This is a genomic window from Pyxidicoccus sp. M6, assembly GCF_055568925.1.
Window position 1 is genome coordinate 12,299,365 of record NZ_CM145714.1, and the last position, 25,162, is coordinate 12,324,526.

Genomic DNA, 25,162 nt, shown 5'->3' on the forward strand with positions numbered 1-25,162 from the left:
CCGCAGGCCCAGCCCGTGGCGCCGGAGAAGCCGATGAGCTGGCCTTCCTTCACGCGCTCACCGGGCTTCACCACCACCGCGTTGAAGTGGAGGTACTGCGTCTCCAGCCCGTCGCCGTGGGAGATGACGACGTAGTTGGCCTGCGGCGCGAACTTCTCGTCGCAGCCACCCGACGTGCTGTCACCGCGTGCCAGCCGCACCACGCCGTCGCGAGCGGCGACGATGGGAGTGCCCTCCGGCATGCGGAAGTCCCACGCGTAGGTGTCATTGTTCTGGTGGCTGCCCGTGTCGTGCCCCTGGCTCACCGTGTAGATGCGGCCACAGGCGAACGGGATGGCGACCTCGGGAGTGTTGTCGCCCTGCAGGGAAGCAGTCGAGGGGGAAACCGCGGGGGCCGAAGCCAGGAGAGAACCAAGGAGGAGAGCGGAAAGGTTCATATCGGGGCGGGTCGACAACGGAGGCAAGTGCCCCCGGTATTTCCTGTGTCATTTTCCCAGAAGCCCGAGTGCCCTGCGACCGGGGGCCCTGTGCTCCGTTCTCCTTCCTGGAGGTCTCAACGCATGCTTTCCGAGCGAAAATCACAGCGATGGCGGTGGAGCTTCTGGCTGCTCGTCTGCTTGACGGCCTGCCGTAGCGGGCCCGGAGCGGCCGGGGCTTCCACACCGGAAGCGCAATCCCTGGCGCCCCACGCCACCCTGGCCGTGGTGGGAGTGACGGTGCTGCCCATGACGCGTGGAAGCGACGCGCTCGTGGCTCAAACGGTGCTCGTGGATGGCGACCGCATCGTCGCGGTGGGGCCGTCCGCCCGCACGCCCGTGCCCTCGGGTGCCGCGCGCGTGGACGGCCATGGGCGCTGGCTCATGCCGGGGCTGGTGGACATGCACCTGCACCTCCAGCAGGGCACCGGGGAGGCGAGCGACTCCGCGGGCCGGCAGCTCCGGCTGCTGCTCGCCAACGGCGTCACCACCGCGCGCGCACTGGGGGCCGCGCCGACGGGGCTCGCGCTGCGCGAGCGCGTGAAGAACGGAGAGGTGCTCGGGCCCCGGCTGCTGGTGGCGGGCCCGTCCTTTCATGGTGGGTCGGTGAAGGGGCCGGAGCAGGCCCGGCAGCGCGTGCGCGAGCAGAAGGCCGCGGGCTTCGACTTGCTCAAGACGCACGGCGGGCTGGGCCGCGAGACGTACGACGCGATGGTGGCCGAGGCGAAGGCGCAGGGGCTGCGGGTGAGCGGCCACGTGACGCCGGACGTGGGGCTCGCGCACGCGCTGGAGTCGGGGCAGCAGGTGGAGCACCTCGACGGCTGGCTGTCCGCGCTGCTGCCTCCGGGAGACACGGCGGTGGTGGACCAGATTGACTTCACCGACGCGGTGGAGCGGATGGACGCGGCGCGTATCCCCGCGCTGGCGGAGGCGACGCGGAAGGCGGGCGTGTGGAGCTCGCCCACGCTGGAGCTCTTCGAGCTGCTCTCGAACGCGGACCAGTTGGACACGCTGCGCGCGAGGCCGGAGCTGCGCTACGTGCCCGCCGCCGCGGTGGAGGCGTGGACGAAGGAGCTGTCCGCCCCCGAATTCGCGGGAGCGCCCGCCGCGCGGAGGCAGCGCTTCGTGGAGCTGCGGCGGCAGGTGGTGCGCGCGCTGCACGAGAAGGGAGCGGGGCTGCTGGTGGGCTCGGACTCGCCGCAGTTCTTCATGGTGACGGGCTTCGCGGTGCACCGGGAGATGGAGGCCCTGGCCGGAGCGGGGCTGCCGGCGCGCGCGGTGCTGGAGGCGGCCACGCGCGGCGCGGCGGAGTACCTGGGCGAATCCAACACCTGGGGAACGGTGGCGCCCGGCCAGCGCGCGGACCTGCTGCTCCTGGACGCGGACCCTCGCGAGGACGTGCGCCACACACGGGACCTCCACGGCATGGTGCTGAGAGGCCGGTGGCTGCCGCGCGCGGAGCTGGACGCGATGCTCGCGGAGGTGGAGGCGGAGGTGAAGAAGCTGCCGTAGCCGCCCTCACTCCCGCTCACGGGCGGCGAGCCACGTGGAGATGGCGCGCTCGCACTCGACATGGCGGTCGAGGAAGGCGAAGTGCCCGCTGTCCAGCTCCACGTATGTCCCGCGCCGGCCCAGGCGCTCCGCGAAGGCGCGCATGGAGCGCGTGGGCATCATCGAGTCGTGCCGCCCCTGCACCATCAGCGTGGGCACGTGCGGCGGCGACGCACGCGAATCCGCGCCGGACACGAGCACCAGGCCTCGCAGCTCCAGGCGCGGATGGGACACGCGGCCCGCGAGGATGCTGGCCCCCACGCCGCCATTCGACAGGCCTCCCAGGTAGACGCGGCGGACGCCCCGGTCCGCCAGCCACGCGAAGGTCTTCTCCAGCGTCCGCTCCCCCTGCGGCGACCACCAGTCCCCCGCCGGCCCCACCGAGGGACACACCGTGAGCGCGGAGATGGACTGCACCGACTGCGCCATCTCCCAGCAGTACACCGCGAAGTTGCCCGCGAAGCCGTGCAGGAAGACGACGGCCGTCCGTGGCGCGGCGTCACCCCGCGGAGGGATGACCACCGCATCGAAGGACTCCGGAGACTGGAGACCCAGGTACGTGGCCACTGCGGGCGTGGAGAGCGCGCCCTCGTACGCGTCCATCCGGTCGAACGCCGCCTCCAGCGCGGGGAGGAACTCGCGCGAGTCCGAGCGCGGCAGCCGCCCGGAGCGCACCAGCAGATGCCCCGCAAGCAGCGTCCCATCCCGCTCCGCGACGAGCCGGTTCACCCACCGATGGCCACCCTCCGGCAGGAGCTGCGTGTCGAGCTGCGTGCCCCTCGCGAAGACCAGCCGCCCCACCGCGACGAGCACCATCAGCGCGAGCCCCGCCTGCGCCAGCCCCCGCCGCCCGGGCGGCGCGAGCAGGCCGAGTGACACCAGCGCGAAGCCCACGGCGTAGCCCCACCCCGAAGGCGAGGCGCCGATGTACGCCGCCACCGTCACGAGCAGCACCGCCAGCGGCGCGACGAGGAGTCCCAGCACGAACATCCGCCCGCCACCCCGCCGCGAGGACCTCACGGTGGAGGGAGCGGTGGGAGTCACCGGGTGCTGAATCACCGACACGGAGGAGGAATGAGCCATGGCGCCGAGCATGGCCCTCCAGAGGAGCGGAGCGGGGCCTCGGTGGCCGAGCGGTCCGGAACCGTCCGTGAGCGGTCTCGAACGGAGGGGCGCACCCATGCCGAGCGCCCCCGTGGGACTCCGTGCCGCTAGGAGACCTCGGTGTCCTTCAGCTGCAGCTCTCCGCGGAGCTTCACCAGGTTCTTCTCCAACTCGGCGACGTGCTCCTCACGCATGGGCTGCTTCGGTCCACCCCTGCCGCCCTGGCGGATGAACGTCCCGGGAGACTCCTCGTAAATCGCCGTGCGGAAGTCGAACTTGTGGTTGTGCTGGCGCATGTACTCGAAGCTGGCCTTCTCCAGGATGGCCGCCATGCTCTCCTCCTGCACCGGGATGTTGAGGAAGGCCGCGATGCGCCGTGCCTGTGCCTCCAAGTCCTTGCGCATGTCCTCGTAGCGCAGCCACAGCACGTTGCGGTCATTCCGGTGTGGCATCCACGAGCGCATGTACCGGTACCAGCTCATGAAGAAGCCGCGCCCGTTCACCATCTCGTTCATGAAGCGGTCGAACGGAGTGCGCCACCGGCGTGCCAGCTCGTGGTGGTGGTAGCAGGAGATGAAGGTGTCCTTCGAGTCCCGGGTGATGAAGAGGATTCGCGCGTCCTTCGCGTGCCGCAGACGCTCGTACGACATATGCGTCTTGAAGATGCGCGGTGAGGGCAGCCGCTCCAGGTAGTCGAAGCGCTGGTTCTTGATGCATTCCTCCAGGTACGGCGACTTCTGGAGGATGTGGTCGAACTCCGCGTTGCCCTGATTCAGCAACTGCACCAGCAGCATCTGCGTCCAGGTGGTGCCCGACTTGGGATACGTCGCGATGTAGATGTCGTCGGGCCGGGGCCGGAACTCCAGGCGGAATCGGGCTACCTCCCGCATCCGGGCGATCTGGAAGTGGGCGATGCCAAGCAGGTTCAACGGCAGGGTTGAGAGCGTCAGAAAGAGTTTCGTCAGCCACCGCATGGGTAGTTTCTCAGACGTGCATTCAAGGAAGAGAGGGGGAGCCCGGATATTACACCCAACCAGCGGAGCCCCAGCTTTACCGCCTGGTTTCAACTTAGTGACTGGTCACTCGTTAAGTTCGGCGCTATTCTTTTGGAGGAATGGCCTCGAAGACCTCTCCTCCGGAAGAGGCGCGCCCGCCGCGCCGCACCCAGCAGGAGCGCCGGGAGACGACGCGGCGCAAGCTGCTGGACGCCACCATCTCCACGCTGGTGGAGCTGGGCCACGCGCGGCTGACGACGGTGGAGGTGGCGAAGCGGGCGGGCCTGTCGCAGGGCGCGCTCTTCACGCACTTCGACACCAAGGAGGAGCTGCTCGCCGCCTCGGTGGAGCACCTCTTCCCGCGCATCATCCAGGACTACCTGGCGGGCGTGGGGGCACGGCCCTCGGGGAGGGACCGCGTGGCCGCGGCGGTGGACATGCTGTGGGCGGCGTACCAGCGGCCGGAGTTGCAGGCGGCGATTGAACTGTACGTAGCGGCGCGCACGGACCCGGAGTTGCGGGCGGCGCTGGAGGCGGTGGACGGCCCGCACCGGCAGAACCTGCACCGCGTGGCGCGCGAGCTGTTCCCCGAGGTGGCCTCCACCCACCCCGAGTTCGACGACGTGGTGGAGCTGGCGCTTGACGCGGTGCAGGGCGCCGTCGTCGGCGGCAGCGCCCGCCCGAATGACCCGGCGCACCGCCGCATGCTGGACACCCTCACGCGCTTCCTGCGCTCCGCGTTCTCACCCGCAGCGGAGCGGCCTCGCCGCCGCTCCCGTCCATAGGAGGCCCGTCATGGACGTGTCTTTGGCTCAAATCCCCGACGTCACCACCCCCGCCATCCCCGTGTTCGTCATCACGGTCATCGCCGAGGCGCTGTGGGTGAGGAAGCGTCGGGACGAGGGCCGTCCGCTGGTGGGCCACACGTGGAAGGACACGATTGCCAGCCTCACCATGGGCCTGGGCTACTCGGCGCTCATGCTGGGGTGGAAGCTGGTCGCCTTCGCGGGCTACGTCGTGCTGTACGAGTGGACGCCGCTGCGCATGGGCTCGGGCGTGGCGGCGTGGGTGATGCTCTTCTTCCTCGAGGACCTCTGCTACTACGGGTACCACCGCGTCCACCACGAGAGCCGCATCTTCTGGGCGTCGCACGTGGTGCACCACTCCAGCGAGCACTACAACCTCTCCACGGCGCTGCGGCAGCCGTGGCTGGTCATCACGAGCTGGCCCTTCTGGGCGCCGCTCGCGCTGCTCGGCTTCCACCCGGCGATGATTTTCATCCAGCAGGGGCTCAACCTGCTCTACCAGTACTGGATTCACACCGAGGCGATTGGAAAGCTGCCGCGCCCCATCGAGTGGCTCTTCAACACGCCCTCGCACCACCGCGTGCACCACGCCGCCAACCCGCGCTACCTCGACAAGAACTACGCGGGCATCCTGATGCTGTGGGACAGGCTCTTCGGCAGCTTCGAGCCCGAGATGGAGAAGCCGGTGTACGGGCTGACGAAGAACATCCACACGTACAACCCGCTGCGCATCGCCACGCACGAACTGGCCGCCATCATCCGCGACGCGAGGAAGCCCGGCCCGCTGAGCCAGCGGCTGGGCTACATCTTCCGGAATCCGGCATGGAAGCCGGCGGAGCCCGTGCCTCCCGTGCCGCCAGCCCCGGAGGCGGCCCGTCCGTCGGCCTGAGGGCATGCGCGCCGTGAGGTGTTGAGCACTGGCTTCCTGACTCCCGGATGCCCTCGCGAGCGGCTTCCCACCCGCAAGCGGAGGCGCTAAGCCACGCGGCATCTTTTCGCGCGTGCACTTCCAGGAGACAGAGGAGCCATGACCGAGCGAGAGCTGTGGGAGCGGTACCAGCGTTACCTGTGTGTCGTGCCGTCCGTGGGGTTCTCGCTCGACGTCTCGCGCATGAACTTCCCGGCGGACTTCCTGGAGCGGATGCGTCCGCGCATGGAAGAAGCCTTCTCCGACATGGAGGCGCTGGAGAAGGGCGCCGTCGCCAACCCGGACGAGAAGCGCAAGGTGGGCCACTACTGGCTGCGCGCGCCGGAGCTGGCGCCGGACGCGGGGCTGAAGAAGGAAATCACCGACACGGTGGCGGCCGTGCATGCCTTCGCGCGCGACGTGCACTCCGGCACGCTGAAGCCGCAGAAGGCGCAGCGCTTCACGCGGCTGTTGCTGGTGGGCATCGGCGGCTCGGCGCTGGGGCCGCAGCTCGTGGCGGACGCGCTGGGCACGGAGAAGGACGCCATGCAGGTGTTCTTCTTCGACAACACGGACCCGGACGGCATGGACCGCGTGGTGGCGCAGCTCGGTGACACGTTGGCCCAGACGCTGACGGTGGTCATCAGCAAGTCGGGCGGCACCAAGGAGACGCGCAACGGCATGCTGGAGGCCGAGCGCGCGTACCAGGCGAAGGGGCTCGACTTCGGCAAGCACGCGGTGGCCGTCACCGGCGCGGGCAGCGAGCTGGACACCACCGCGAAGAAGGGGGGCTGGCTGCGCACCTTCCCCATGTGGGACTGGGTTGGCGGGCGCACGTCGGTGCTGTCGGCGGTAGGCCTGTTGCCGGCGCGGCTGCAGGGGCTGGACATCGACGGGATGCTGGCGGGCGCGCGGGACATGGACGTGGCGACGCGGCAGCGGGACGTGGCGAAGAACCCGGCCGCGCTGCTGGCGCTGATGTGGCACCAGGCAGGCGAAGGGCGCGGCGCGAAGGACATGGTCATCCTGCCGTACAAGGACCGGCTGCTGCTGATGTCGCGCTACCTCCAGCAGCTCGTCATGGAGTCGCTGGGCAAGGAGCTCGATTTGGACGGCAAGGTGGTGAACCAGGGCATCGCCGTCTACGGCAACAAGGGCTCCACGGACCAGCACGCGTACGTGCAGCAGCTCCGAGAGGGCGTGCACAACTTCTTCGCCACCTTCATCGAGGTGCTGAAGGACCGGCCGGGCCCCGTGTTCGAGGTGGAGCCCGGTGTCACCAGCGGGGACTACCTGCTGGGCTTCCTGCTGGGCACGCGGCGCGCGCTGTTCGAGAAGGGGCGCGAGTCGCTCACCCTCACCGTGCCGGACGTGAGCGCGCGCACGGTGGGCGCGCTGATTGCGCTGTACGAGCGCGCGGTGGGCTTCTACGCGAGCCTCGTGCACATCAACGCGTACCACCAGCCGGGCGTCGAGGCGGGCAAGAAGGCGGCGGGCGTGGTGCTGGACGTGCAGCGCAAGGTGATGGCGCGGCTGGGCGAGGCCCGTGCGGAGGCGCGCTCGGCGGAGCAGCTCGCGGCGGACATCGGCAAGCCGGACGAGGTGGAGACGGTGTTCAAGGTGCTGGAGCACCTGGCCGCCAACCCGGACCGCGGCGTGCAGCGCTCCGGCGGGACGAACCCGGCGGAGGCGCGGTTCCGGCTGAAGTGAGGCGCGAGGGGCGCGGCATTACCGCGCCCCTCCCTCCGCGCCTGCGAGCCCCGCGCGCTCCTTCCGGCACAGCTCCACCAGCCAGTCGGACGCGGCGCGCACGCGGGGGCTCCGCTGCAGGTCCTTGTGGAACACCAGCCAGAGCGGGCGCTTCGCCAGGACGTCCGCCCCCACGCGTGTCAGCCGTGAGTCTCGCTCTCCGCTGAGGCACGGCAGCAGCGCCACCCCCAGCCCCGCCGCGGCCGCCTCGCGCAGCACTCCGGTGCTGTTGCTCTGGAGCAGCCGCCGCGCGCCCGCCGTCAGTCGCTTCAATTCCTCGGACTCGGCGCCGGAGGTGAGGGACGGCCGGTAGACGAGCACGCAGTGCCCGTGGAAGTCCCCGGGCCGGGGCGCGCCGTGACGGCGCAGGTAGCCACGCGCCGCGTACATGGCGAAGGCGATTTCGCCCACCTTGCGCACCACCAGCGCGTCGCCCCGAGGCGGCGCAATCCGCAGCGCGAGGTCCGCGTCTCCGCGCTGCAGGTCCACCAGCTCGCTGCCCGCCACCAGCTCCAGGTCCAGCCCGGGGTGCCGCGCGTGCAGCTCCCCCAGGCGCGGGGCAAGCAGCGCGTGGGCCAGGTACTCGGTGGCGGTGAGCCGCACCGTGCCGACGGGACGGGCCTCCGTGCCCACCGCGTCGTGCAGCGAGCGCAACCCTTCCTCCATCTCCCGCGCCCGCGCCACCACCGCCTCCGCGGCCTCCGTGAGGGCGAGCGTCCGCGCACCGCGCAGCACCAGCCGCGTGCCGAGCGACTTCTCCAGCGCGTCCAGCCGTCGTCCCACCGTGGTGGCGTCCACGCGCAGCTCGCGCGCCGCGCCCGCGAGCGAGCCCTGGCGCGCCACCGCCAACAGGTACCGGAGGTCATCCCATCGCATGTCCATGCCTGCAATGATGCAGCAAAGCCCTGCATGCATGCAGCCTTGCCGAGGCTATCTCCCGCCCTGCGGGGGTCCGCAAGTCGGCCCCGCGCGGACAGGAGGACGGACATGTCTCACGCGGCGACGCTCGAGCAGACAGTGGGCCCGGCGGCACGGGAAACGGTGGTGGACGAGGCGAGCCTCACCCTGGACAGCGGCCCGGGAGTGCCCTTCCCCATCCGGGCGCGCGACGGCTACGCGCTCTCCGGCACGCTCTTCCCCAATATGGGCGCGGAGCTGGGCGGCGTGGTCATCATCGGCTCGGCCATGGGGGTGCGGCAGCGGTACTACGCGCGCTTCGCCGCGTACCTCGCCCGGCGGGGACTGCCCGCCATCACGTTCGACTACCGGGGCATCGGCGCCTCGCGTCCGGAGACGCTGAAGGGCTTCGGCGCGACGATGGAGGACTTCGGGACGCTGGACCTGGCGTCCGTCATCGACACCGTGCGCGAGCGCTTCCCGGGCCGGCGCGTGTTGCTGGTGGGCCACAGCGCGGGCGGACAGTTGCTCGGGCTGGCGGACAACGCGACGCAAGTGACGGCAATGCTCACGGTGGCGTCGGGCTCCGGGTACTACAAGCTGTTCCCCCAGCGGCTGCGCATGGCGCTCAACTGGCGCGTGCTGGCGCCGCTGCTGGTGAAGGCCTTCGGGAAGCTGCCCGGCTGGGCCGGCACGGACGAGGACCTGCCCGCGGGCGTTGCCGAGCAGTGGGCGCGCTGGTGCCTGTCCCCCAAGTACCTGCTGAGCGAGGGCGGCGAGCCGCGCCGCGAGGCCTACGCGTCGCTGTACCTGCCGCTGCGGGCCTACAGCTTCACGGACGACCCCATCGGCTCGCCCGAGGCCGTGCGCGAGCTGCTGAGCTTCTACGCGGATGCCCTCGTGGACCACAAGCTGCTGTCTCCGAGGGAGCTGGGCCGGCCCATCGGCCACTTCGGCTTCTTCCGTGAGACCTTCCGCGACTCGCTGTGGGCGGACGCCGCGGATTGGCTCGCGGACAAGGCGCTGTCCCCGCGCTACGCGCAGGTGGCGTGACGTTCCGCTGAAGCCTGGCGCGCCATGCGCTCAAAGCGTGGCGCGCTGCACGGGCACGTCGCTGCACCGCAGGCCCGTCACCAGCACGAGCCGCTCACGCGCAGGCTCGTCGAGCACCTGCTTCAACGGCATCCCGAACCTGGGAGGCGTCATGGCGCGGAGGCCCGGATGAGCGGGGACGGGAGGAGAGGGTTCAGCGGCGGGCGCGGACATCAGACCGGAATCCTAGCGGGTGTGGACTGAAGGACGGAGGCCCCCGCTCACGTCGTGCCCGGCTGGTAGCATGGACGCGAAGGAAGGGCCCTCACCTCCTCCAGATACGCCGAGCCCGCGACACGTCCCTTCCGCCCCTGGAGCCATCCAGGACAGGAGGAGCCATGCGCTGGTCGGCTGTTTGTCTTTGGGTGCTCACGGTGTCACTGACGTCGGCATGTCCCACCATGCACAAGCGTGACGGCATCCTGGACCGGGCCGCGCATGCGGATACCAAGGAGCAGTTGGAGACAGAGGAGTGCGACCAGAAGACCTACGCCAGACTCTGCAAGGGCCACGAAGACAGTAGGGAATGCATCGAGGTGTGCGGCGAATGAACTGGCGAACCGGCTTGGGTGCCTTCGCAGCGCTCCTTCTCCCGTTGCCATTGGCCCTCGTTCTGGGCAGCGCCTTGCATGACAGGGCGCAGGCACCTCCTCCATCTCCGGACGCGGCACTCACCGTTCCCATGCTCTCCCACGATGAGCGCATGCGGCGGGTGACGTATCAGGACAAGTGCAGGAAACCCGCGGACTGCGAGGCCCCCCTGGCGTGCTTCTGGGACAGCCAACTCGGAAAGCGGTACTGCACCGACAGCGAATGCACCACGGATGCCCACTGCGGAGAAGGGCAGACCTGCCAGAGCCTGACGACCTTCGGCAGCGAGCTCCGTGTGCGGTACTGCGTTGCCATTGGCGTTCGACAGGAAGGTGAGCCATGCGTGGATTACACGTTGGACCCGCTCGACGCCTGTCACCCCGGACTGGTGTGCGGAGGCTGGTTGGGATGGTGTGGCCGCACGTGCAACCTGGATGACTCCGCGAGCTGCCCTGAGGGCTTCTTCTGCGGAGACGTGAAGCCAGGCCCCATCTGTCTGCCCACGTGTGAAGCCCGAGGATGTCCCGAGGGCCAGCGGTGCATCCGGCACGAAGAAGGAATCTCCGCATGCGCCGTCGTTCATGGCGCGGATTGCCAGAACACTCCCTGCCCGGACGGACAGCAGTGCGAGGTCAATTACGAAGCCAGCCGCCCGGGAGAGATGTGGATGCAATGCGTCCTCAAGTGCGGCAAGCCCGGCCGCCCCGAGTGTCCGCAGGGCTTCACCTGCGACAAGTACCAGTGCGAGCCGTCCTGCGACCCCGAAGGCCCCGACACCTGTGCACCGGGCTACCACTGCGGGCGCTGGTCCAAAAAGCGCCCGTACGTGTGCCAACCCGACTACCGCCCGAAGCGCTAGAACGCCCTCCCCATGGACCTGGAGCTCAGAGGAAAGACGGCCCTCGTCACCGGCAGCAGCCGGGGCATCGGCCGGGCCATCGCCACCGTGCTCGCCCGCGAGGGCGCGCGCGTCTGTCTCACAGCGCGCGGCGAGGAGGCACTCGAAGCCACGGCCTCGGAGCTCCGCGCCTCGGGCGCGGACGTCGTCACCACCGTGACGGACGTGGCCACGCAGGCCGGCGCGGTGGCGGCGGTGGACGCGGCGGTGAAGGCCTTCGGCCGGCTGGACATCCTCGTCAACAACGTGGGCGGTAGCGGCGGCGCGGGCGCGTTCGACTCGGCCACCGTCGCGCAGTGGGCCTCCGTCATGGACCGCAATCTCATGTCCGCCGTCTGGTGCAGCCAGCGCGCCGTGGAGGTCATGCGCGCCCAGGGCGGCGGCTGCATCGTCCACATCAACTCCATCTACGGCCGCGAGTACGCCACCAGCGCGCCCTACACCACCGCCAAGGCCGGCCTCACCGCGCTCACCAAGGAGATGGCCGTGGACCTCGCCCGCCACCGCATCCGCGTCAACGGCGTGGCCCCGGGCTCCATCCTCTTCCCCGGCGGAAGCTGGGACAAACGCATGCAGGCCGACCCGGAGAAGGTGGCGAAGCTCGTCCGCGACGAGCTGCCCTGGGGCCGCTTCGGCGCCCCTGAGGAGGTGGCCGACGTGGTGGCCTTCCTCTGCTCGGAGCGGGCCCGCTGGGTGACAGGGGCCACCCTCCCGGTGGATGGTGGACAGGGCCGTGCCTTCTGACGGACAGCCCCGCCGCGCCCCGTGCTATGGAGGCGCCCACCGCATGAGGCCGCACGCGTGCTGAAGCTCTACAAGAAGGAAGGCGACACCCTCCGCTACTGGGAGGCGTGGGTGCACGAAGGCGTGCTCACCGTGCACCAGGGCGTCGTGGGCCAGGTGGGCGAGGAGCACCAGCAGCCCGTCCCCGCCGACGAGGACCCGGACATGGCCATCGCCGAGGCCGCCGGCCCGCTGGTGGACCAGGGCTATGACGAACCCGAACCGGACGCCATGCACACCCTCATCGTCCAGTACCCCGTGGAGGGCAAGGGCTCCGGGCACGACGTCGAGAAGCGCGTCGCCGTGGAGGAGCTCCTCACGGACGCGCTCGGCTGGACGGGCAACGGCGAAGTCGAGGGCGGGGAGATGAAGGAGCAGCGCCTGCGCGTGCACTGTCTCGTCATGGACCCGGACGCGGGCGTGCGCACCGTGGTGGAGGCGCTCGACTCCGAGGACCTGCTCGAGGGCGCCAGCATCCTGCGGGCCCGCGGGGACGAGGAGCCGAAAGCCGTCTGGCCTCCCGCCACGGCCTGAGGCTCAGGTCCCGGCCGCGCGTCGGCGGGGGCTTCGGGTGCGGCGGACGCGGGCGGCCAGCTCGCGGGACATCATCGCCAGCGTGGTGGACTCCAGGCTCTGCTTGAAGGCGGACTCCGCGCGCCCCACCACGCCCTCCAGGTAGTCAGCCACCATGGGGGCCATGTCGCAGGTCTGGTTGGGCCCGGACGGATAGCGGCCGAGCAACTCCGCGTCCTCCTCCACCGCCTCGTACACGTCGCGCAGTGTGATTTCCTCCGGGCCACGTGCCAGGGACACGCCGCCGCCCACGCCTCGCTTCGTCTCCACCAATCCCGCGCGCGCCAAATCCCTCAGCAGCCGCCGTACCACCACCGGGTTCGTCTGGATGCTGCGCGCCATGCTCTCGGACGTCAGGGAGCCCCGCGCCTCACGCTCGGCGCAGGCCAGCATTCCCAGCATGTGCGCGGCCATGGTGAAGCGGCAATTCACAGCGTCCTCCGACCTCCGATGAAGCCCACGGGTGACGTATCGCCCTGGAATTGCGCGCGCAACCCCTCGCTCGGAAGCGCTGCCACCCCATGTCCACACCCCTTCACACCCCGTGTCCCGGGTGGGTAACCATGGCCCCCGCCCGCGACATGCCCGAGACCGGGCAAGGGCGCGTAAACACTGAATTCCGGGACTCCCTGGGCAGGCGCAACGGACGTCCTGGAGCGGACACTGCCCGCGAGACGTAGCCCCGGGCCGCCCTCTCCTCCTCTCCACCAACGCGAAGAGCGGAGCCCGGGTGTGGGCCCGGACTCCGCTTCCGTGATGGAGCCGTGCGGCCGGAGGCCCTACCGCGACGCTACCTCGGCCACGTCATGCCACCGGACTCCGGCTCCGTGACGGGCCCTGGCAGATGGATGCTCTACCGCGACGCTCCCACCGGCCCCGCCGCCACCTCGGCCACGTCGTCGTCGTCGGACGTCTCCGCGCGCAGGTCGCGGTCCTTCTCGTCGCCGTCGAACGTGCCGTCCTCGTCCTGGTCCACGCCGATGCGCCACTCGGTGCCAGCGGGGACGACGGTGTACGTCAGCTCGCTGCCCTCGTGGGCACGGGCCATGAGGACGTACGCGTTGACCTTCTCCGCCTCGCGGTCGGACTGGAACACGCCGCCGCGCACGTAGGTGTAGCCGCGCGACCTGCCCTGCTGGCGTCCCTTCACCACGAGGCCCACCTTCCCCTTCTCCGCCAGGGACATGAAGAGCAGCACGCGGCCGAGCTGCGCGGGCGAGGCCCCCGTGGAGCCCAGCGTCACCTGCTGGCCCACGGCCGCGTGCGAGTCCTGGCTGTCCGGCCCGGGCGGAAGGAAGAACTCCGTGGGCGAGCCCTTCGGCAGGTCCGAGCCCGAGAAGGACAAGAGCAGCGCCACCAGGTCCGCCACCTCCTGGTCACTGGTCGGGAAGAAGGTGGGCTCGGTGACGAAGCGCGCCAGCGAGTCCACGCTGCCGTCGTGGATGAAGCCGAAGCCGGAGAGGCTCTCCTTCTGGGACAGCTCCAGGCCCACCTTCTCGTAGAGGTTGCGCAGCTGCGGCACCTTCAGCGTGACGTTGGTGCTGCCGTCGGTGGACACGAGCGCGTGGTGGAACTCGCCCTTCTCGCCGCGCGGCAGGTCCATGTACATGGCGCCCGTCCACGTCATGTTGGTGGCCACGCCCGAGGGAAAGGTGTGGCACGTGTTGCACGCGAACAGCCCCTGCGCGAGCAGGCGCGGCGGACGGAAGATGCTCAGGCCATTGATGGCGTTGCCATTGGGCAGCGGCTGTCCGGCGAGGCCGAAGCGGCCGGTGGTGAAGTGGCCCGGCAGCGGCAGGTCCTTCGGCAGCGAGTTGTCCAGGTTGCGGAACGGGTTGGGCGGGAAGGTCAGCGTCGCGAGGAAGGAGCGCAGCTCACGTATCTCCTTCGGGGTGAGCTGCTTGTCGTCGCCCTGCAGGTGCTCATAGGCGGGGTTGAACTCCTCCAGGCTCGCCCGGTCCCCACGCCAGTGCAGCGGCTCCTTGCCGATGACGTCCTGGAGCGTCTGCGTCGTCATGGGGCCCTTCATCGGGTGCCACGACTCGAAGGGCGGCAGGCCCAGGCCCATTCCCAGGTTCTGCCCGTCCAGCGTCTTCACGGTGCCGGACGGGTCGCCCAAATCCCACGCCAGCTTGTCCATGCGCCCGTCCACGTGGCACGACGCGCAGGAGAGGTGCCCCAGGCCGGACGTCTTGTGCGTGTCGTAGAGGTGCTTGCGGCCCACCTTGATGGCCATGGGAGACGGGTCGAAGAACGGCACCCGCGACAGCTCGCGGAAGCGGTCCGCGCTCAGCACGGAGACGCTGGCCCCGAAGCGGTTGAGCACATAGAGGCGCTGACGGGCGGCGTCGAAGACGATGCCCGTGGGGCCCTCGCCCACCGACACCTGGCCCAGCCGCGCGCCGTTCGGCCCCATCACCACCACGTTGTTGGAGCCCATGCCCGTCACGTACGCCCGCGTGCCGGTGGAGTCCCACGTCACGCCGCGCGGGTCGCCCACGGACAGGTTGCGCACCGCCTGCGGCACCGTGGGCGTCGAGTAGTCCAGGTGCGGGTTCAAATCGTTCAGTAAGCGCGAAGCCGGCCGGCGCGGGTCCACCGTGGCCATCAGCACGCGCAGGAAGCGGCCGTTGACGTTGGGCTCGAAGCGGACCTCGTTGGTGGCGTCCGTGCCCACCACCGTGACGCTGCCCGACGGGTGCACGGCCAGCGCCATGTTGAGGTTCATCAGCCGCGTGGCGTAGGTGACGCCCAGGGTGGCGGTGTCGATGATGGCGAGGTCCCGGTCCGGCACGTCCCAACCCGTGGGCCGCCCCGACGCCGAGGCGTGCGCGCCGCTCACCAGGCCCGTCCAGTCGCCGCGGTTGTCGTCCATCCACCGGCCGCGCGCGTCCTTCTTCACGATGAGACCCACGGCGGGCGGCGGCGGGTTGGCGGGGTTGAGCGCGGGGAAGAAGGCGTCACCCTTGTTGGGCGGAGGATTGACGCCGCCGTAGGGGCCGCGCGCGTCACCCACGCCGTTGGGAGGGAACGCGTTCGGAATCAGCGACCCGCCGCCGATGACGGTGCTGCCGTTGCCGGACTCGAAGATGGCGGCGTAGACGAAGCGGCCATCGGCACTGACCGCGAGGGCACGCGGGTCCTCGCCCTTCAGGGTGATGCGCCGGGGCTCCGCGCCGAGCCGGAACGGGTCCACCACCAACACGCGATTGACCTGCGAGCAGGTGATGAAGGCCCGCTGCGGGAAGCCCGCGAAGACGACGTCCGCGGGCTCGTCGTCCGTCTGGAGGGTGGCGCGCACGTAGCCGTGCCGCAGGTCGACGATGCTCACGCTGTCGGAGATGTGGTTCACCACCCAGGCCTCGGTGTTGCTGCGCGCGCGCACGGACACCGGGTCCAGCCCCACGGGGATGGCGGCCACCAACTCCGGCGCGCGCCGCGACGTGAGGTCGAACACCAGGAGGCGGTTGTCCGCGGTGTTGACGGCGAGGAGCTTCGTGCCGTCCGGCGTCAGCTCCAGCGGGTGGACGTGCGGGTCCTCCCAGTTGACGAAGGAGTCCGAGGCCAACGACACCTTCGGAGCCAGGACCGCGAGGAGACTCAACAATACGACGGCACGCGTGATGACACCCATCCGGCGACCTCCGAGCCAGGAGCAGCGGTGCGCCCCCATGTCTGCCTTTACCAACGCAATGGGCGCAATCCCTTGCGTGCGACAAATGCAGAACCACATCCGCCACCATGGCTTGTTTCACTCGGGAGCCAGAGATACGGGCGACCTGGACGCCGTCACGCCTCGTCACACCCCTCGAAAAGCCAGACACGGAAAACGTACAGCCAGCCCATCCTCACCCGGAGCGAGGCTGTACCAAGGGACAGGGTGCGAAGCGCGCGATGCGAGGCGCGTAACCCGCTGCGCACGGCGCGCAACGCACGGCGGCGCGCGTCCACCTGGACGGCATTTTTACGGCGCCTGAACTGCAATCAGAAATCGAGACACGCGCGGGGTGGCCGCGACCTCGGGACAGACAATTCATGTCTGTCCAATACTCCCGGGGTTTACACGAATATCAGATGAAACAAATCCAACCTGTGAAACAGCTCACTTCGCCGTGCGCGTGGAGGGCAGGGGCCCCGGCCGGAAGACGCGGAAGAGGAGCACGAGCGAGGGCAGCACGGTGAGCGCGCCCACCACCAGCGCCACCAGCAACATGCGCTGCGCGGTGGGGCCGGACGCGGCGCTGCTCAGCGTGACGTCCGGCACCACGAGGTACGGGTGCTGCGACGCCGCCCACCCGAGGACGATGAGGCCCACCTGCGTGGCCGCCGCCACGCGCGCCCACTTGAAGCGCCGCGTCCACAGGAGGGCGAAGGCCGTCACCGCCGACAACGCCGTGCCCGCGTGCAGCGCCAGCGCGAAGGGAGAGTGCAGCAATCCCTGCCATACCCGGGGCGCGCCCTCGCGCGCGAAGACGAGCACCGCGAGCGCCGCGACGAAGACAGCCACGCCCGCGCCCAACGCGCGCTTGCGGAAATCCTCGCGCAGCTCGGGCGTGGGCGCTTCGTGCGTGAGGTACACCGCCGCGAGGAAGGCGAAGAGGCACAGCGCCAGCGCGCCCACCGTCCACGCGAAGGGCGTGAGCCACGGCGCGAAGAAGCCGCTCACCACCGCTCGGCCCTCCACGCGGATGCCGCCGCTCACCACCGCGCCCACGCAGAGCCCCAGCAACACCGGCGCCATGACGCTGGCCACGCTGAAGACGAGCCCCCACTGCCGCTGCACCGAGTCCCCACGCGTGTCGTACGTGCGGAAGGTGAAGGCGGCGCCGCGGAAGACGATGCCCAGGAGGAGCAGCGTCAGCGGCACGTGCAGCGCCACGCTCAGCACCGCGAAGGCGCGAGGGAAGCCGGCGAACAGCAGCACCACGCCGACGATGAGCCAGATGTGATTCACCTCCCACACCGGCCCGAGCGCATGGGCGATGAGCGCACGCTGTTCCTGCTTGCGCGGCCCGGAGGCGAGCAAATCCCAGACACCGCCGCCGAAGTCCGCGCCCCCGAAGAGCGCGTAGAGGACGAACGTCCCCGCCACCGCGAAGCCGAGCATCATCTCAGTGGACATGCGCTTCACCTCCGCTCGCGAGCGGCCGCCCCGGCAGCGTGCCCTTCACCTGCCGCACCATGAGGAACACCACGGTGACGCCGAGGAAGAGGTACACCGCCGTGAACGTCCAGAAGGGCGCCGACAGGTGCGGCACCGGCGTCACCGCCTCCGCCGTGCGCATGACGCCGCGAAGAATCCACGGCTGCCGGCCCCATTCGGTGACGAGCCACCCCGCCTCCAGTGCAATCACCCCGAGCGGCCCGGCCAACAGCCACGCCCGCGTCATCCACTTCCCGTCCGGCCACGCCTTCTTCCGCCACCGCTGCACCAGCGTCACCAGCGCGAGCAGCGCCATGATGCTCCCCGTGCCCACCATGACCTGGAAGGACAGGTGCACCTTCTCCACCGGTGGCCACTCGTCGCGCGGGAAATCGTTGAGCCCCTTCACCTCCGCGTCCGGGTCCGCGAAGGCGAGGATGGACAGCCCCTTCGGAATCTCCACGCCTCCGCCCAGTCGTATCGGCGCACCTCGCTGCGTCTCGAAGTGGCTCTCCATCGCGGCCAGCTTCACCGGCTGCGCCTCCGCCACGTGCTTCGCGGACAAATCCCCCACCAGCGGCTGGAGCAGCGCGGTGATGCAGGCCAGCGGCAGCGCCACCGAGAGCGCCTTGCGGTGGAAGGCCGCGCCCGGGTGGCGCAGCAGCACGAAGGCGTGGATGCCCGCCATGGCGAAGGCGCTCGCCTGGTAGCAGGAGAGCAGCACGTGCGACGTCTGGTATTGCCAGCCGGGGCTGAACATCGCCACCAGCGGCTGCACGTCCGTGGGCCCGCCCGGCGTGGCCGTGAAGCCCGACGGGTGGTTCATGAACGTGTTCACCAGCGTGACGAAGAAGGCGCTGGCCGCGCCGCTCACCGCCACCATGACGCCGGAGAACAGGTGCAGGCCCGGCGACACCCGCTCGCGCCCGTACAGGTAGATGCCTAGGAAGATGGCCTCGGTGAAGAAGGCCACGCCCTCCAGGCTGAAGGGCAGCCCAATCACCTCGCCGTACTGCCCCATGAACTCGGGCCACAGCAGGCCCAATTCGAAGGACAGCACCGTGCCGCTCACCGCGCCCACCGCGAAGAGGATGGCCGTCCCCTTCGCCAGCTTCTGGCTCAACAGCCGGTAGTCGGGGTCTCCCGTGCGCCGCGCCTTCAGGTCGCTCAGCACCATGAGGACCGGCAGCGCCACCCCCGCCGCCGCGAAGACGATGTGGAAGGCGAGCGACAGCCCCATCTGCGCCCGCGCATAGAGCAGGTCCGTCATGAGCATCAGTCTGCTTTATGTGCGAATTTGTCGCAATTACCTATTCTACTATCAACCTCCAGCGTAGTTGGGCTTCTGTCCCGCGGGCACCAGCGTGCGCACGGCGTTCTGGGCGACGCGCGTGGCGAGCGACGTGGCGAAGATGAGGACGAGCTTGCGTCCCAGCTCCACCGCCAGCGGGCGCTGCTTCGCCGCATAAGCAACGCTGTCCGGATGCTCCCACGCACGACGCAGGGCCTCGCGGCGCTGGCGGCGCAGCTTCGCGTCATGGTGGCGCGAGCGGTAGATGGCGTAGCCCACGCCCAGCCCCACGGCCACCATCGCCACGGCGCCCACGCCGATGAGCACATCCCGGTGCTGCCCCGCCTGGTAGCGCACGCTGAGCGCGCGCTCGCGGCGGCGGTCGAGCTCCTCCAGTGTCAGCAGCAGCTCGTCGCGGATGCGGTCCGCCGTCTGCTCCACCTGTTTCCGGTCATCCATGTCGCGGGTGATGGGGTGCTCGGCGTGCCGTTCGATTTCCACCGGCCCGCCCGCGCCCTTGTCGCGGCCGTTGCCATTCATTGCAGCGTCTCCCGCGTGAGCTGGTAGTCCATCTTCAGCCGCTCCTGCGTGTGCGGCAGCGGCTTCCTGGGCAGTCGCTTGACGCCCAGGAACAGCAGGAGGCCGGAAACGGCGAGCACGGCCACGCCCATCAGCAGCACGTCCCAGGGCTCTTCCAGGGGAATGGCCAGCCCGGCCCCCACGAAGAGGCAGGACAGCGCGATGAGCGACAGCACCGCGCCCGCCCCGATGAAGATGCCGGCGGTGCGCGCGGCCTTCAGCTCGTCGCGCAGCTCCTTCTTCGCGTGCAGCAGCTCGGCCCTCACCAGCAGGCGGGACTCCGTCAGGGCATGCCGGATGAGCTCCGCCGTGGAGAGGGACTCCAGTTGACTCCGCTCCAGGCGTTCCGATTCGAGGTCCACGACTCGCGCCTCCTGCGCTTGGCTCCGCAGGCCCGCCGGGCGCTCGCACGCCCGGTCGGCACCCATGCGGGCCCGCTCCTTCGCACAAGGTGGGCAGCAGGCATTCACGGGAGAAGTCCCAGCCCTCGGGGGCACCAGGGCCGCCCGCCTGCCTCCCCAGCCGGAGAGCTCAGCGGCGGCGGTGGTGGGCCAGCGCGGTGGCCAGCGTCTCGCGCACCTGGCGGGCTCGGAAGAGCCGGTCCGCGGTGTCCACGAGGTTCTCCGCGTACAGCACCTGCTTGCGCAGGCGCGCCGGAATCGCGCGCGTGCCCAGGTGCGCGCCGATGAGGGCGCCGGTGAGCGCCGCGGCCACGTCCGCCTCGCCGCCACAGCGCAGCGTGAGGGCCACGGCCTCGCGGAAGTCGTGCGGCACCTTGAGCGCCGCGTACAGCGACGTGAGCAGCACCGGCACCACGTGCGCCGGCAGCCCGTCCACGCCCTTCAATTCACTGGGCGGCACGCCCACCTTGCGAAGCTGCCCCAGCGCGCGCGCGGTGTCCCACGTGAGCAGGCGAGGCAGGTGGCGGACCTCCTCCGCCAGTCCCTTGTCGTGCACCGCGGCGGCCAGCGCCAGCTCCTCGCAGAAGGCGGCCGGCGTCAGCGCCTCGTCCTCCATGCCCAGCGCGGTGGCCTGCGCGAAGGCGGCGGCGGCGGCGGCACAGACGGGGTCCTTGTGGGTGATGACGGTGAGCACGCCCGCGTCGTGCGGCAGGCGCGCGCGGTGGCCGCTCTCCAGCAGGCCCACCACCAGCGCGCGGCTGAGCACCGACGGGCACCTGATGCCGAGCGGCGCGCCCGCGCTCATCCACGGCGTCCCGCGGGCCAGCCGCTGCAGCGCGTCCGCGAGGCTCTTGGGCGGCTGGAGGATGATGCCCTCCTGCCACAGCCACGCCAGGTGCGCGGCGGCGCTGCGCCCGTCCACCTTGCCCTCGCGGATGACGCTCTCCGCGGCCGCGAGCAGCAGCTGCGTGTCGTCGCTGAACTGGCCCTTGGCGAACTTGCCGCGCGGCCGGGGCGCGAAGTCCTCGGCCAGACCGGGCAGCCGCGCGAGACTCGCCGGCGGGATGCCTCTCAGCGGGAAGCCGAGCGCATCACCGATGGCGAGGCCCACGAACGCCGCATGGAACCTGTCCTGGCGCTCGGCGGGAGTCAGCGGCATGGGGTCGTCGAGATTAACCGAGGCTCAGGGCCGGACGGCCAGCGAGAAGCGCGAGAAACGCGCGAACGAGGGAAAGGGAAGAAGCATGCCGGGGCTTGACGCGCGCTCGGCAGCTCTGGTGGTGCACCGCGCAAGCGGCACTCCGCCCCCATACACCAACACGCACGCCGTCATCACCGTCCACCTTCCATCCCTCGCCAAGGACGCACTCACGCGCGTGCGGGGGGCGGGCTGACTACCGCAACCAGCACGCGCGCGGCAAGCGTCCGGCCACGCGCGCATCCACGCACCTGCACACGTGTCCAACTCCAGAAGCTTCGCGCACGACACGCGTGGCGCACGACAGGTGCACAGGTGGCAGCAGCGCGCGGATGTCGGCACACGAGCGGCGTGGGCAGGTGAGCTCGCACCGCCTGGTGGCCTTCCCGCTCCACGGCCCGGGAGCGGTGCCCATGTCCACCGCCCCGACATAGACGCCGCGTCGCGCCTGGAAATACTGCGGGCCCGCTTCATGACTCCTCCACGCCCCACCCCGCTGCGCGCCTTGCTGCTGCTGTTGCTCGTCACCCCGTGGGTCGCGGCGGCCGCGACGGACACCGTCAAGCTCGGCTTCAACTATCCCCGCACCGGTCCCTATTTCGCGGAGGGGCTGGACCAGCTTCGCGCCGCGCAGCTCGCCGTGGGCGAGGTCGCCGAGGAGAAGGGCGTGCCCTTCTTCGGGACGCTGACGTACTCCAACGCCACCACCGGAAGCGATGGCCACCGGCACACCTTCCGCGAGTGCAACAACGCGTGGATGGCGGCGAAGGTGCTCTCCAAGCACCTCAACGCCCGCTTCGGCGGCAAGAAGTACTTCTACATCACCGCGGACTACACCTGGGGCTGGAGCACCGAGGAGTCCCTGCGGCGCTTCACCGCCACCACGGACACGGCCGTCCACAAGGGTGTGCGCACCCCGTTCCCCGTCTCCACCGCCGAGGACTTCAAGCGCGCCCTGCGCGCGGCCCAGGCGGAGAAGCCCGACGTGCTGGTGCTCGTCCTGTTCGGCCAGGACATGGTGAACGCCATCAACATCGCCTCGGCCTGGGGCCTGAAGCAGATGCGCGAGGCCCTGGGCAGCCTCCAGACGTCCTCGCGCCGCCTGGATGAGTCCGCCGCCCAGCTCACCACCGCCACCCACGTCCAGAGCGAGACACTGTCGCGTCAGGCCAGCGCGCTTCAAGAGACCCACACCACCGCCAACGAGATTCAGCAGACGTCCACGCTGGCGGCGCAGAAGGCCCGGTCCGTGCTCGAGGTGATGGAGCAGGCGGACCAGGCTTCCCGCGAGGGCGAGTCCGCCGTGGACAACGGCATCCAGCGGCTGGGCGAGATTCGCGAGCAGGTGCAGCAGATGACCGGGCGCATCTTCCGGCTGTCCGAGCGCGCCCAGCAGATTGCCACCATCACCGGCACGGTGAAGGACCTGGCGGACCAGTCCAACATGCTGGCCCTCAACGCCGCGATTGAAGCCGCGCGCTCGGGCGAGCACGGCAAGGGCTTTGGCGTGGTGGCGCGTGAAATCCGCTCGCTGGCGGACCAGTCCATTCAGGCGACACAGCGGGTGCGCGAGGTGCTCGACGACATCGCCGCCGCCATCCACGAGGCGGTGGAAATGAACGTGAGCGGCATGCAGCGCATCGAGACGGGCCTGGCCGAGGTACGCGTCACGGGTGACAGCCTGCGCCAGCTCTCGGGCATCGTGAAGGAGAGCACGGCCGCGGCCCGGCAGATATCGGCCGTCGTGGCGCAGCAGGGCGCGGGCGTCCATCAGACCTTCCTCGCCCTCGGCGAGCTCCAGAAGATGATGGATGAGTCCCTGGCGCGGCTCGAGTCCACCCGGGCCGCCGCCAACGTGGTCAGCGAGGTGTCCCGCACGGCCGCCAGCGTGGTGGCGCGATATCAGGTCCAGTGAGCCGCGGAGGGCTCACCTGACGCGGCTTCCGCTCATGCGTCGTCGCGGCCGAGGTTGACGACGGCCTGCAGGCGCGCCAGCACCGCCTGCGCGCCCTGGTGCAGCTGCGTGCCGTCCCACAGCGCGGGCGTGGTGTGGCCGCCCAGGCGGAGCCAGTCCTGCTCCGCCTCGCTGAACGCCACGTTGCGGAAGGCCACGCGGTCCTCCAGCGCGTAGTCGACGATGTAGCGCCGAGCCTCGGCGGAGGGCGGGTCCGCGATGCGGTGGAACAGCTCCAGCGTGCCGGACACCATGGCCGCTTCAGCTCGCGCGCGCCGGCGGCGGCAGGAAGAAGTCCGCCAAATCGGTGCGCGAGCGCTCCAACAGGTCCGCGAGCGTGTACCTGTCGAGCACGGCGAGGAAGGCCTCGCGCGCCTCGGCGAGCACGCTCTTGAGGCCGCACGCGGGGGTGATGGGGCACCCGTTGCGCTCGCGGTCGAAGCACTCCACCAGGTGGAAGTCCGGCTCGGCCGCGCGCAGCACCCGGCCCACGTTGATGTCCTTCGGCTCGCGGCCCAGCATCACCCCACCCGAACGCCCCGCGCGCGCATCCACGACCCCCTGCCCCGCCAGCGTCTGCACCACCCGCACCAGGTGGTGCTTGGAGATGCCGTACGCGTCCGCGATTTCCTGCGTGGAGGAAGGCTTCCCACGCCGGGTGGCGAGGTAGAGGAGGACGCGCAGCGAGTAGTCGGCGTGGAGGGTGAGGTGCACGGTCAGCGGGCTCCGGCGGAGGATTTCGTCATCTCCGCCTGGGGGGCGCTCGGCAGGAAGGAGTCCGCATGCAGGTCCTTCAGCGAGAGCCCGGACAGGAAGAGCTTCTTTCGAAGGGATAGCACCAACTGCGGGTCGCCGCAGAGCCACGCCCGGTGACCGACCGGCTTCGGGACCTCGGCGCGGATGAGCACGTCGAGCGGCCCCTCGGCCACGTCCCGGCTGCCGTCCGAGAGCACGCCCGGGCGGTAGCGCAACTGCGGGTGCCGCTCGGCCAGCTCGCGCAGCTCGTCCCGGAGGTAGAGCCCCGAGGGGTCCCGCGCGCCGTGGAAGAGCCAGATGGGGCCGGTGTGCCCCGCCTCCAGCGCGTCCCGGACGATGCCGTAGAGCGGCGCCAGGCCCGTGCCGGTGCCGGCCAGGAGCAGCGGTTGCTCGGGCCTGCCCGGGACGTAGAAGCAGCTCCCCGCCGGGCCCTGCACGTGCACGGCGTCTCCCGGCCGGGCCTCGGTGGCCAGCCAACCGCTCATCTCTCCACCCGGGATGAGGCGCACGTGCAGCTCCAGCGCGCCCTCGCGCGGCAGGCTCGCCAACGAGTAGCTGCGAGCGAGCCCGTCTCCCCGCACCAGCGAGACGTACTGCCCCGCGCGGTACTCGAAGGGCGCGTCGGTGAGGAGCCGCACGCGCAGCACGTTCGAGGACAGCATCGTCAGCGAGGTGATGCGCGCCGGGACGCGCAAGTCCTCCGCGCCCGCCACCTCCAGCTCGGTGCCTTCGGTGGGCTTGCAGGTGCACGCGAGGAAGTAGCCCTGGGCCACGAGCGTGTCCTTCAAGCCCACGCGCGCGGCCTCGGGCACGGTGCCTCGCACCGCCTTCATCAGGCAGGACTGGCAGGCACCCGCACGGCAGGAGTTGGGGACGGACACACCCTGGCGGAGGAGCCCGTCCAACACGCTCTCGCCCGCTTCGAGCGGGTACCACTGCGACTCATGCTTCACCTTCGCCATGGCGTGTCCTCTCGTTCCTAGCGGTTGAGCACGTCCGCGCGAGCGCTCTCGGCGATGGCCAGGACTCGCTCCACCAACGGCGCGGGCACGTTGAGCTCCTCGAGCGTCTCCTTGAGGTGGCCCGCCACCGCGTCGAAGTGCATGTCGTTGAGGCCGCGCGCGACGAGCTGCGCATGGCCCGCGCGCATGTCCTTGCCCGAGTAGCTCGCCGGCCCCCCCGTCACCATGGTGAGGAAGGCCTTCTGCTTCGCGGCCTGGCGCTCCATGTCCACGTCCTCGAAGAAGTGGCTGATGCGGTCGTCCGAGAGGACCTTCCGATAGAAGACCTCCACCGCGGCCGCCATCGCCGGCTCGCCGCCAATCTGCTCGTAGACGCTCTTCATCGCCGCTCCTGTGCTCATGTGCTCGTCTCCTTGCACCCCTCATGGGCGCCTAATGCTGCATTACGAATGCATG

25 protein-coding genes and 1 pseudogene are annotated in these 25,162 nt (G+C 70.3%); 10 read left to right on the forward strand and 16 right to left on the reverse strand.

The window, feature by feature from the left end; genetic code table 11:
- Positions 1–32 precede the first annotated feature (32 nt).
- A pseudogene (locus tag ACVTJA_RS48575) lies at positions 33–437 on the reverse strand (M23 family metallopeptidase); the annotation flags it as partial.
- 288 nt (positions 438–725) lie between these two features.
- On the opposite strand from ACVTJA_RS48575, the gene ACVTJA_RS48580 reads away from it, so the two are divergent.
- Positions 726–1,988, forward strand: a complete 1,263-nt coding sequence (locus tag ACVTJA_RS48580; protein ID WP_465831220.1) for an amidohydrolase family protein — start codon at positions 726–728, stop codon at positions 1,986–1,988.
- Positions 1,989–1,994: 6 nt separating this feature from the next.
- Here the strand turns inward: ACVTJA_RS48580 and ACVTJA_RS48585 are convergent, their stop codons facing one another.
- Entirely contained in the window at positions 1,995–3,110 is a 1,116-nt protein-coding gene (locus tag ACVTJA_RS48585; RefSeq protein WP_465831222.1) for an alpha/beta hydrolase, read from the reverse strand.
- 128 nt (positions 3,111–3,238) lie between these two features.
- On the reverse strand, positions 3,239–4,105 hold the full coding sequence (locus ACVTJA_RS48590; RefSeq protein ID WP_465831224.1) for a sulfotransferase domain-containing protein: 867 nt from the start codon (positions 4,103–4,105) through the stop codon (positions 3,239–3,241).
- A 140-nt stretch (positions 4,106–4,245) separates the two neighbouring features.
- On the opposite strand from ACVTJA_RS48590, the gene ACVTJA_RS48595 reads away from it, so the two are divergent.
- From ACVTJA_RS48595 to ACVTJA_RS48605, 3 genes are all read left to right on the forward strand, one after another.
- Complete coding sequence (locus tag ACVTJA_RS48595) at positions 4,246–4,911, forward strand: TetR/AcrR family transcriptional regulator (RefSeq protein WP_465831226.1); 666 nt, start codon at positions 4,246–4,248, stop codon at positions 4,909–4,911.
- 10 nt (positions 4,912–4,921) lie between these two features.
- Positions 4,922–5,821 (forward strand): sterol desaturase family protein, encoded by a 900-nt coding sequence (locus ACVTJA_RS48600; RefSeq protein ID WP_465831228.1) that lies wholly within the window; start codon positions 4,922–4,924, stop codon positions 5,819–5,821.
- Between the two features lie 138 nt (positions 5,822–5,959).
- Positions 5,960–7,549 (forward strand): glucose-6-phosphate isomerase, encoded by a 1,590-nt coding sequence (locus ACVTJA_RS48605; RefSeq protein ID WP_465831230.1) that lies wholly within the window; start codon positions 5,960–5,962, stop codon positions 7,547–7,549.
- A gap of 18 nt (positions 7,550–7,567) precedes the next feature.
- On the opposite strand, the gene ACVTJA_RS48610 is transcribed toward ACVTJA_RS48605, so the two are convergent.
- The gene (locus tag ACVTJA_RS48610) at positions 7,568–8,464 is read right to left on the reverse strand and encodes a LysR family transcriptional regulator (RefSeq protein ID WP_465831232.1); all 897 of its coding nucleotides are present in this window, start codon (positions 8,462–8,464) and stop codon (positions 7,568–7,570) included.
- Between the two features lie 111 nt (positions 8,465–8,575).
- On the opposite strand from ACVTJA_RS48610, the gene ACVTJA_RS48615 reads away from it, so the two are divergent.
- A complete protein-coding gene (locus ACVTJA_RS48615) occupies positions 8,576–9,538 on the forward strand; it encodes an alpha/beta hydrolase family protein (RefSeq protein ID WP_465831234.1) in 963 nt (320 codons plus the stop codon).
- A gap of 30 nt (positions 9,539–9,568) precedes the next feature.
- On the opposite strand, the gene ACVTJA_RS48620 is transcribed toward ACVTJA_RS48615, so the two are convergent.
- Complete coding sequence (locus tag ACVTJA_RS48620) at positions 9,569–9,751, reverse strand: hypothetical protein (protein WP_465831235.1); 183 nt, start codon at positions 9,749–9,751, stop codon at positions 9,569–9,571.
- 164 nt (positions 9,752–9,915) lie between these two features.
- Here ACVTJA_RS48620 and ACVTJA_RS48625 point away from each other — a divergent pair, with 164 nt between their 5' ends.
- From ACVTJA_RS48625 to ACVTJA_RS48640, 4 genes are all read left to right on the forward strand, one after another.
- Positions 9,916–10,128 (forward strand): hypothetical protein, encoded by a 213-nt coding sequence (locus ACVTJA_RS48625; protein ID WP_465831237.1) that lies wholly within the window; start codon positions 9,916–9,918, stop codon positions 10,126–10,128.
- Positions 10,129–10,835: 707 nt separating this feature from the next.
- Positions 10,836–11,027 (forward strand): hypothetical protein, encoded by a 192-nt coding sequence (locus tag ACVTJA_RS48630; RefSeq protein WP_465831239.1) that lies wholly within the window; start codon positions 10,836–10,838, stop codon positions 11,025–11,027.
- A gap of 12 nt (positions 11,028–11,039) precedes the next feature.
- Positions 11,040–11,810 carry an SDR family NAD(P)-dependent oxidoreductase gene (locus ACVTJA_RS48635; RefSeq protein WP_465831241.1) on the forward strand — a complete coding sequence of 257 codons (771 nt, stop codon included), beginning with the start codon at positions 11,040–11,042 and terminating at the stop codon, positions 11,808–11,810.
- Between the two features lie 57 nt (positions 11,811–11,867).
- Entirely contained in the window at positions 11,868–12,383 is a 516-nt protein-coding gene (locus ACVTJA_RS48640; protein ID WP_465831243.1) for a hypothetical protein, read from the forward strand.
- A 3-nt stretch (positions 12,384–12,386) separates the two neighbouring features.
- Here the strand turns inward: ACVTJA_RS48640 and ACVTJA_RS48645 are convergent, their stop codons facing one another.
- The 7 genes from ACVTJA_RS48645 to ACVTJA_RS48675 form a co-directional block, all read right to left on the reverse strand.
- Entirely contained in the window at positions 12,387–12,836 is a 450-nt protein-coding gene (locus tag ACVTJA_RS48645; RefSeq protein ID WP_465831244.1) for an RrF2 family transcriptional regulator, read from the reverse strand.
- A gap of 439 nt (positions 12,837–13,275) precedes the next feature.
- On the reverse strand, positions 13,276–16,056 hold the full coding sequence (locus ACVTJA_RS48650) for a hypothetical protein (protein WP_465831246.1): 2,781 nt from the start codon (positions 16,054–16,056) through the stop codon (positions 13,276–13,278).
- Positions 16,057–16,524: 468 nt separating this feature from the next.
- Positions 16,525–17,544, reverse strand: coding sequence for a cytochrome d ubiquinol oxidase subunit II (locus tag ACVTJA_RS48655; protein WP_465831248.1), 1,020 nt, complete (start codon positions 17,542–17,544; stop codon positions 16,525–16,527).
- On the reverse strand, positions 17,534–18,835 hold the full coding sequence (locus tag ACVTJA_RS48660) for a cytochrome ubiquinol oxidase subunit I (RefSeq protein ID WP_465831250.1): 1,302 nt from the start codon (positions 18,833–18,835) through the stop codon (positions 17,534–17,536). The genes ACVTJA_RS48655 and ACVTJA_RS48660 overlap by 11 nt, the downstream gene beginning before the upstream one ends.
- A gap of 51 nt (positions 18,836–18,886) precedes the next feature.
- Positions 18,887–19,396 carry a hypothetical protein gene (locus ACVTJA_RS48665; protein ID WP_465831252.1) on the reverse strand — a complete coding sequence of 170 codons (510 nt, stop codon included), beginning with the start codon at positions 19,394–19,396 and terminating at the stop codon, positions 18,887–18,889.
- Positions 19,393–19,797: a phage holin family protein gene (locus tag ACVTJA_RS48670; protein ID WP_465831254.1), complete on the reverse strand. Its 405-nt coding sequence runs from the start codon at positions 19,795–19,797 to the stop codon at positions 19,393–19,395. The genes ACVTJA_RS48665 and ACVTJA_RS48670 overlap by 4 nt, the downstream gene beginning before the upstream one ends.
- A gap of 169 nt (positions 19,798–19,966) precedes the next feature.
- Positions 19,967–20,995 (reverse strand): ADP-ribosylglycohydrolase family protein, encoded by a 1,029-nt coding sequence (locus tag ACVTJA_RS48675; protein WP_465831256.1) that lies wholly within the window; start codon positions 20,993–20,995, stop codon positions 19,967–19,969.
- Between the two features lie 511 nt (positions 20,996–21,506).
- Here ACVTJA_RS48675 and ACVTJA_RS48680 point away from each other — a divergent pair.
- On the forward strand, positions 21,507–22,949 hold the full coding sequence (locus ACVTJA_RS48680) for a methyl-accepting chemotaxis protein (protein ID WP_465831257.1): 1,443 nt from the start codon (positions 21,507–21,509) through the stop codon (positions 22,947–22,949).
- Positions 22,950–22,981: 32 nt separating this feature from the next.
- Here ACVTJA_RS48680 and ACVTJA_RS48685 read toward each other — a convergent pair whose 3' ends face one another.
- Genes ACVTJA_RS48685 through ACVTJA_RS48700 form a run of 4 tightly spaced genes read right to left on the reverse strand, consistent with a single transcriptional unit; the run spans position 22,982 to position 25,107 of the window.
- Complete coding sequence (locus ACVTJA_RS48685) at positions 22,982–23,242, reverse strand: hypothetical protein (RefSeq protein WP_465831258.1); 261 nt, start codon at positions 23,240–23,242, stop codon at positions 22,982–22,984.
- 7 nt (positions 23,243–23,249) lie between these two features.
- The gene (locus ACVTJA_RS48690; RefSeq protein WP_465831260.1) at positions 23,250–23,702 is read right to left on the reverse strand and encodes an RrF2 family transcriptional regulator; all 453 of its coding nucleotides are present in this window, start codon (positions 23,700–23,702) and stop codon (positions 23,250–23,252) included.
- Between the two features lie 2 nt (positions 23,703–23,704).
- Positions 23,705–24,706 (reverse strand): 2Fe-2S iron-sulfur cluster-binding protein, encoded by a 1,002-nt coding sequence (locus ACVTJA_RS48695; protein ID WP_465831261.1) that lies wholly within the window; start codon positions 24,704–24,706, stop codon positions 23,705–23,707.
- 17 nt (positions 24,707–24,723) lie between these two features.
- Complete coding sequence (locus ACVTJA_RS48700; protein WP_465831263.1) at positions 24,724–25,107, reverse strand: group I truncated hemoglobin; 384 nt, start codon at positions 25,105–25,107, stop codon at positions 24,724–24,726.
- Positions 25,108–25,162 lie beyond the last annotated feature (55 nt).

Excerpts from the sequence above, each read along its gene's own strand:
- ACVTJA_RS48580 (WP_465831220.1), top strand. The coding sequence starts at position 726 with ATGACGCGTGGAAGCGACGCGCTCGTGGCTCAAACGGTGCTCGTGGAT.
- ACVTJA_RS48585 (WP_465831222.1), bottom strand. The coding sequence starts at position 3,110 with ATGGCTCATTCCTCCTCCGTGTCGGTGATTCAGCACCCGGTGACTCCC.
- ACVTJA_RS48590 (WP_465831224.1), bottom strand. The coding sequence starts at position 4,105 with ATGCGGTGGCTGACGAAACTCTTTCTGACGCTCTCAACCCTGCCGTTG.
- ACVTJA_RS48595 (WP_465831226.1), top strand. The coding sequence starts at position 4,246 with ATGGCCTCGAAGACCTCTCCTCCGGAAGAGGCGCGCCCGCCGCGCCGC.
- ACVTJA_RS48600 (WP_465831228.1), top strand. The coding sequence starts at position 4,922 with ATGGACGTGTCTTTGGCTCAAATCCCCGACGTCACCACCCCCGCCATC.
- ACVTJA_RS48605 (WP_465831230.1), top strand. The coding sequence starts at position 5,960 with ATGACCGAGCGAGAGCTGTGGGAGCGGTACCAGCGTTACCTGTGTGTC.
- ACVTJA_RS48610 (WP_465831232.1), bottom strand. The coding sequence starts at position 8,464 with ATGCGATGGGATGACCTCCGGTACCTGTTGGCGGTGGCGCGCCAGGGC.
- ACVTJA_RS48615 (WP_465831234.1), top strand. The coding sequence starts at position 8,576 with ATGTCTCACGCGGCGACGCTCGAGCAGACAGTGGGCCCGGCGGCACGG.
- ACVTJA_RS48620 (WP_465831235.1), bottom strand. The coding sequence starts at position 9,751 with ATGTCCGCGCCCGCCGCTGAACCCTCTCCTCCCGTCCCCGCTCATCCG.
- ACVTJA_RS48625 (WP_465831237.1), top strand. The coding sequence starts at position 9,916 with ATGCGCTGGTCGGCTGTTTGTCTTTGGGTGCTCACGGTGTCACTGACG.
- ACVTJA_RS48630 (WP_465831239.1), top strand. The coding sequence starts at position 10,836 with ATGCAATGCGTCCTCAAGTGCGGCAAGCCCGGCCGCCCCGAGTGTCCG.
- ACVTJA_RS48635 (WP_465831241.1), top strand. The coding sequence starts at position 11,040 with ATGGACCTGGAGCTCAGAGGAAAGACGGCCCTCGTCACCGGCAGCAGC.
- ACVTJA_RS48645 (WP_465831244.1), bottom strand. The coding sequence starts at position 12,836 with ATGGCCGCGCACATGCTGGGAATGCTGGCCTGCGCCGAGCGTGAGGCG.
- ACVTJA_RS48650 (WP_465831246.1), bottom strand. The coding sequence starts at position 16,056 with ATGGGTGTCATCACGCGTGCCGTCGTATTGTTGAGTCTCCTCGCGGTC.
- ACVTJA_RS48655 (WP_465831248.1), bottom strand. The coding sequence starts at position 17,544 with ATGTCCACTGAGATGATGCTCGGCTTCGCGGTGGCGGGGACGTTCGTC.
- ACVTJA_RS48660 (WP_465831250.1), bottom strand. The coding sequence starts at position 18,835 with ATGACGGACCTGCTCTATGCGCGGGCGCAGATGGGGCTGTCGCTCGCC.
- ACVTJA_RS48665 (WP_465831252.1), bottom strand. The coding sequence starts at position 19,396 with ATGAATGGCAACGGCCGCGACAAGGGCGCGGGCGGGCCGGTGGAAATC.
- ACVTJA_RS48675 (WP_465831256.1), bottom strand. The coding sequence starts at position 20,995 with ATGCCGCTGACTCCCGCCGAGCGCCAGGACAGGTTCCATGCGGCGTTC.
- ACVTJA_RS48680 (WP_465831257.1), top strand. The coding sequence starts at position 21,507 with ATGACTCCTCCACGCCCCACCCCGCTGCGCGCCTTGCTGCTGCTGTTG.
- ACVTJA_RS48685 (WP_465831258.1), bottom strand. The coding sequence starts at position 23,242 with ATGGTGTCCGGCACGCTGGAGCTGTTCCACCGCATCGCGGACCCGCCC.
- ACVTJA_RS48695 (WP_465831261.1), bottom strand. The coding sequence starts at position 24,706 with ATGGCGAAGGTGAAGCATGAGTCGCAGTGGTACCCGCTCGAAGCGGGC.
- ACVTJA_RS48700 (WP_465831263.1), bottom strand. The coding sequence starts at position 25,107 with ATGAGCACAGGAGCGGCGATGAAGAGCGTCTACGAGCAGATTGGCGGC.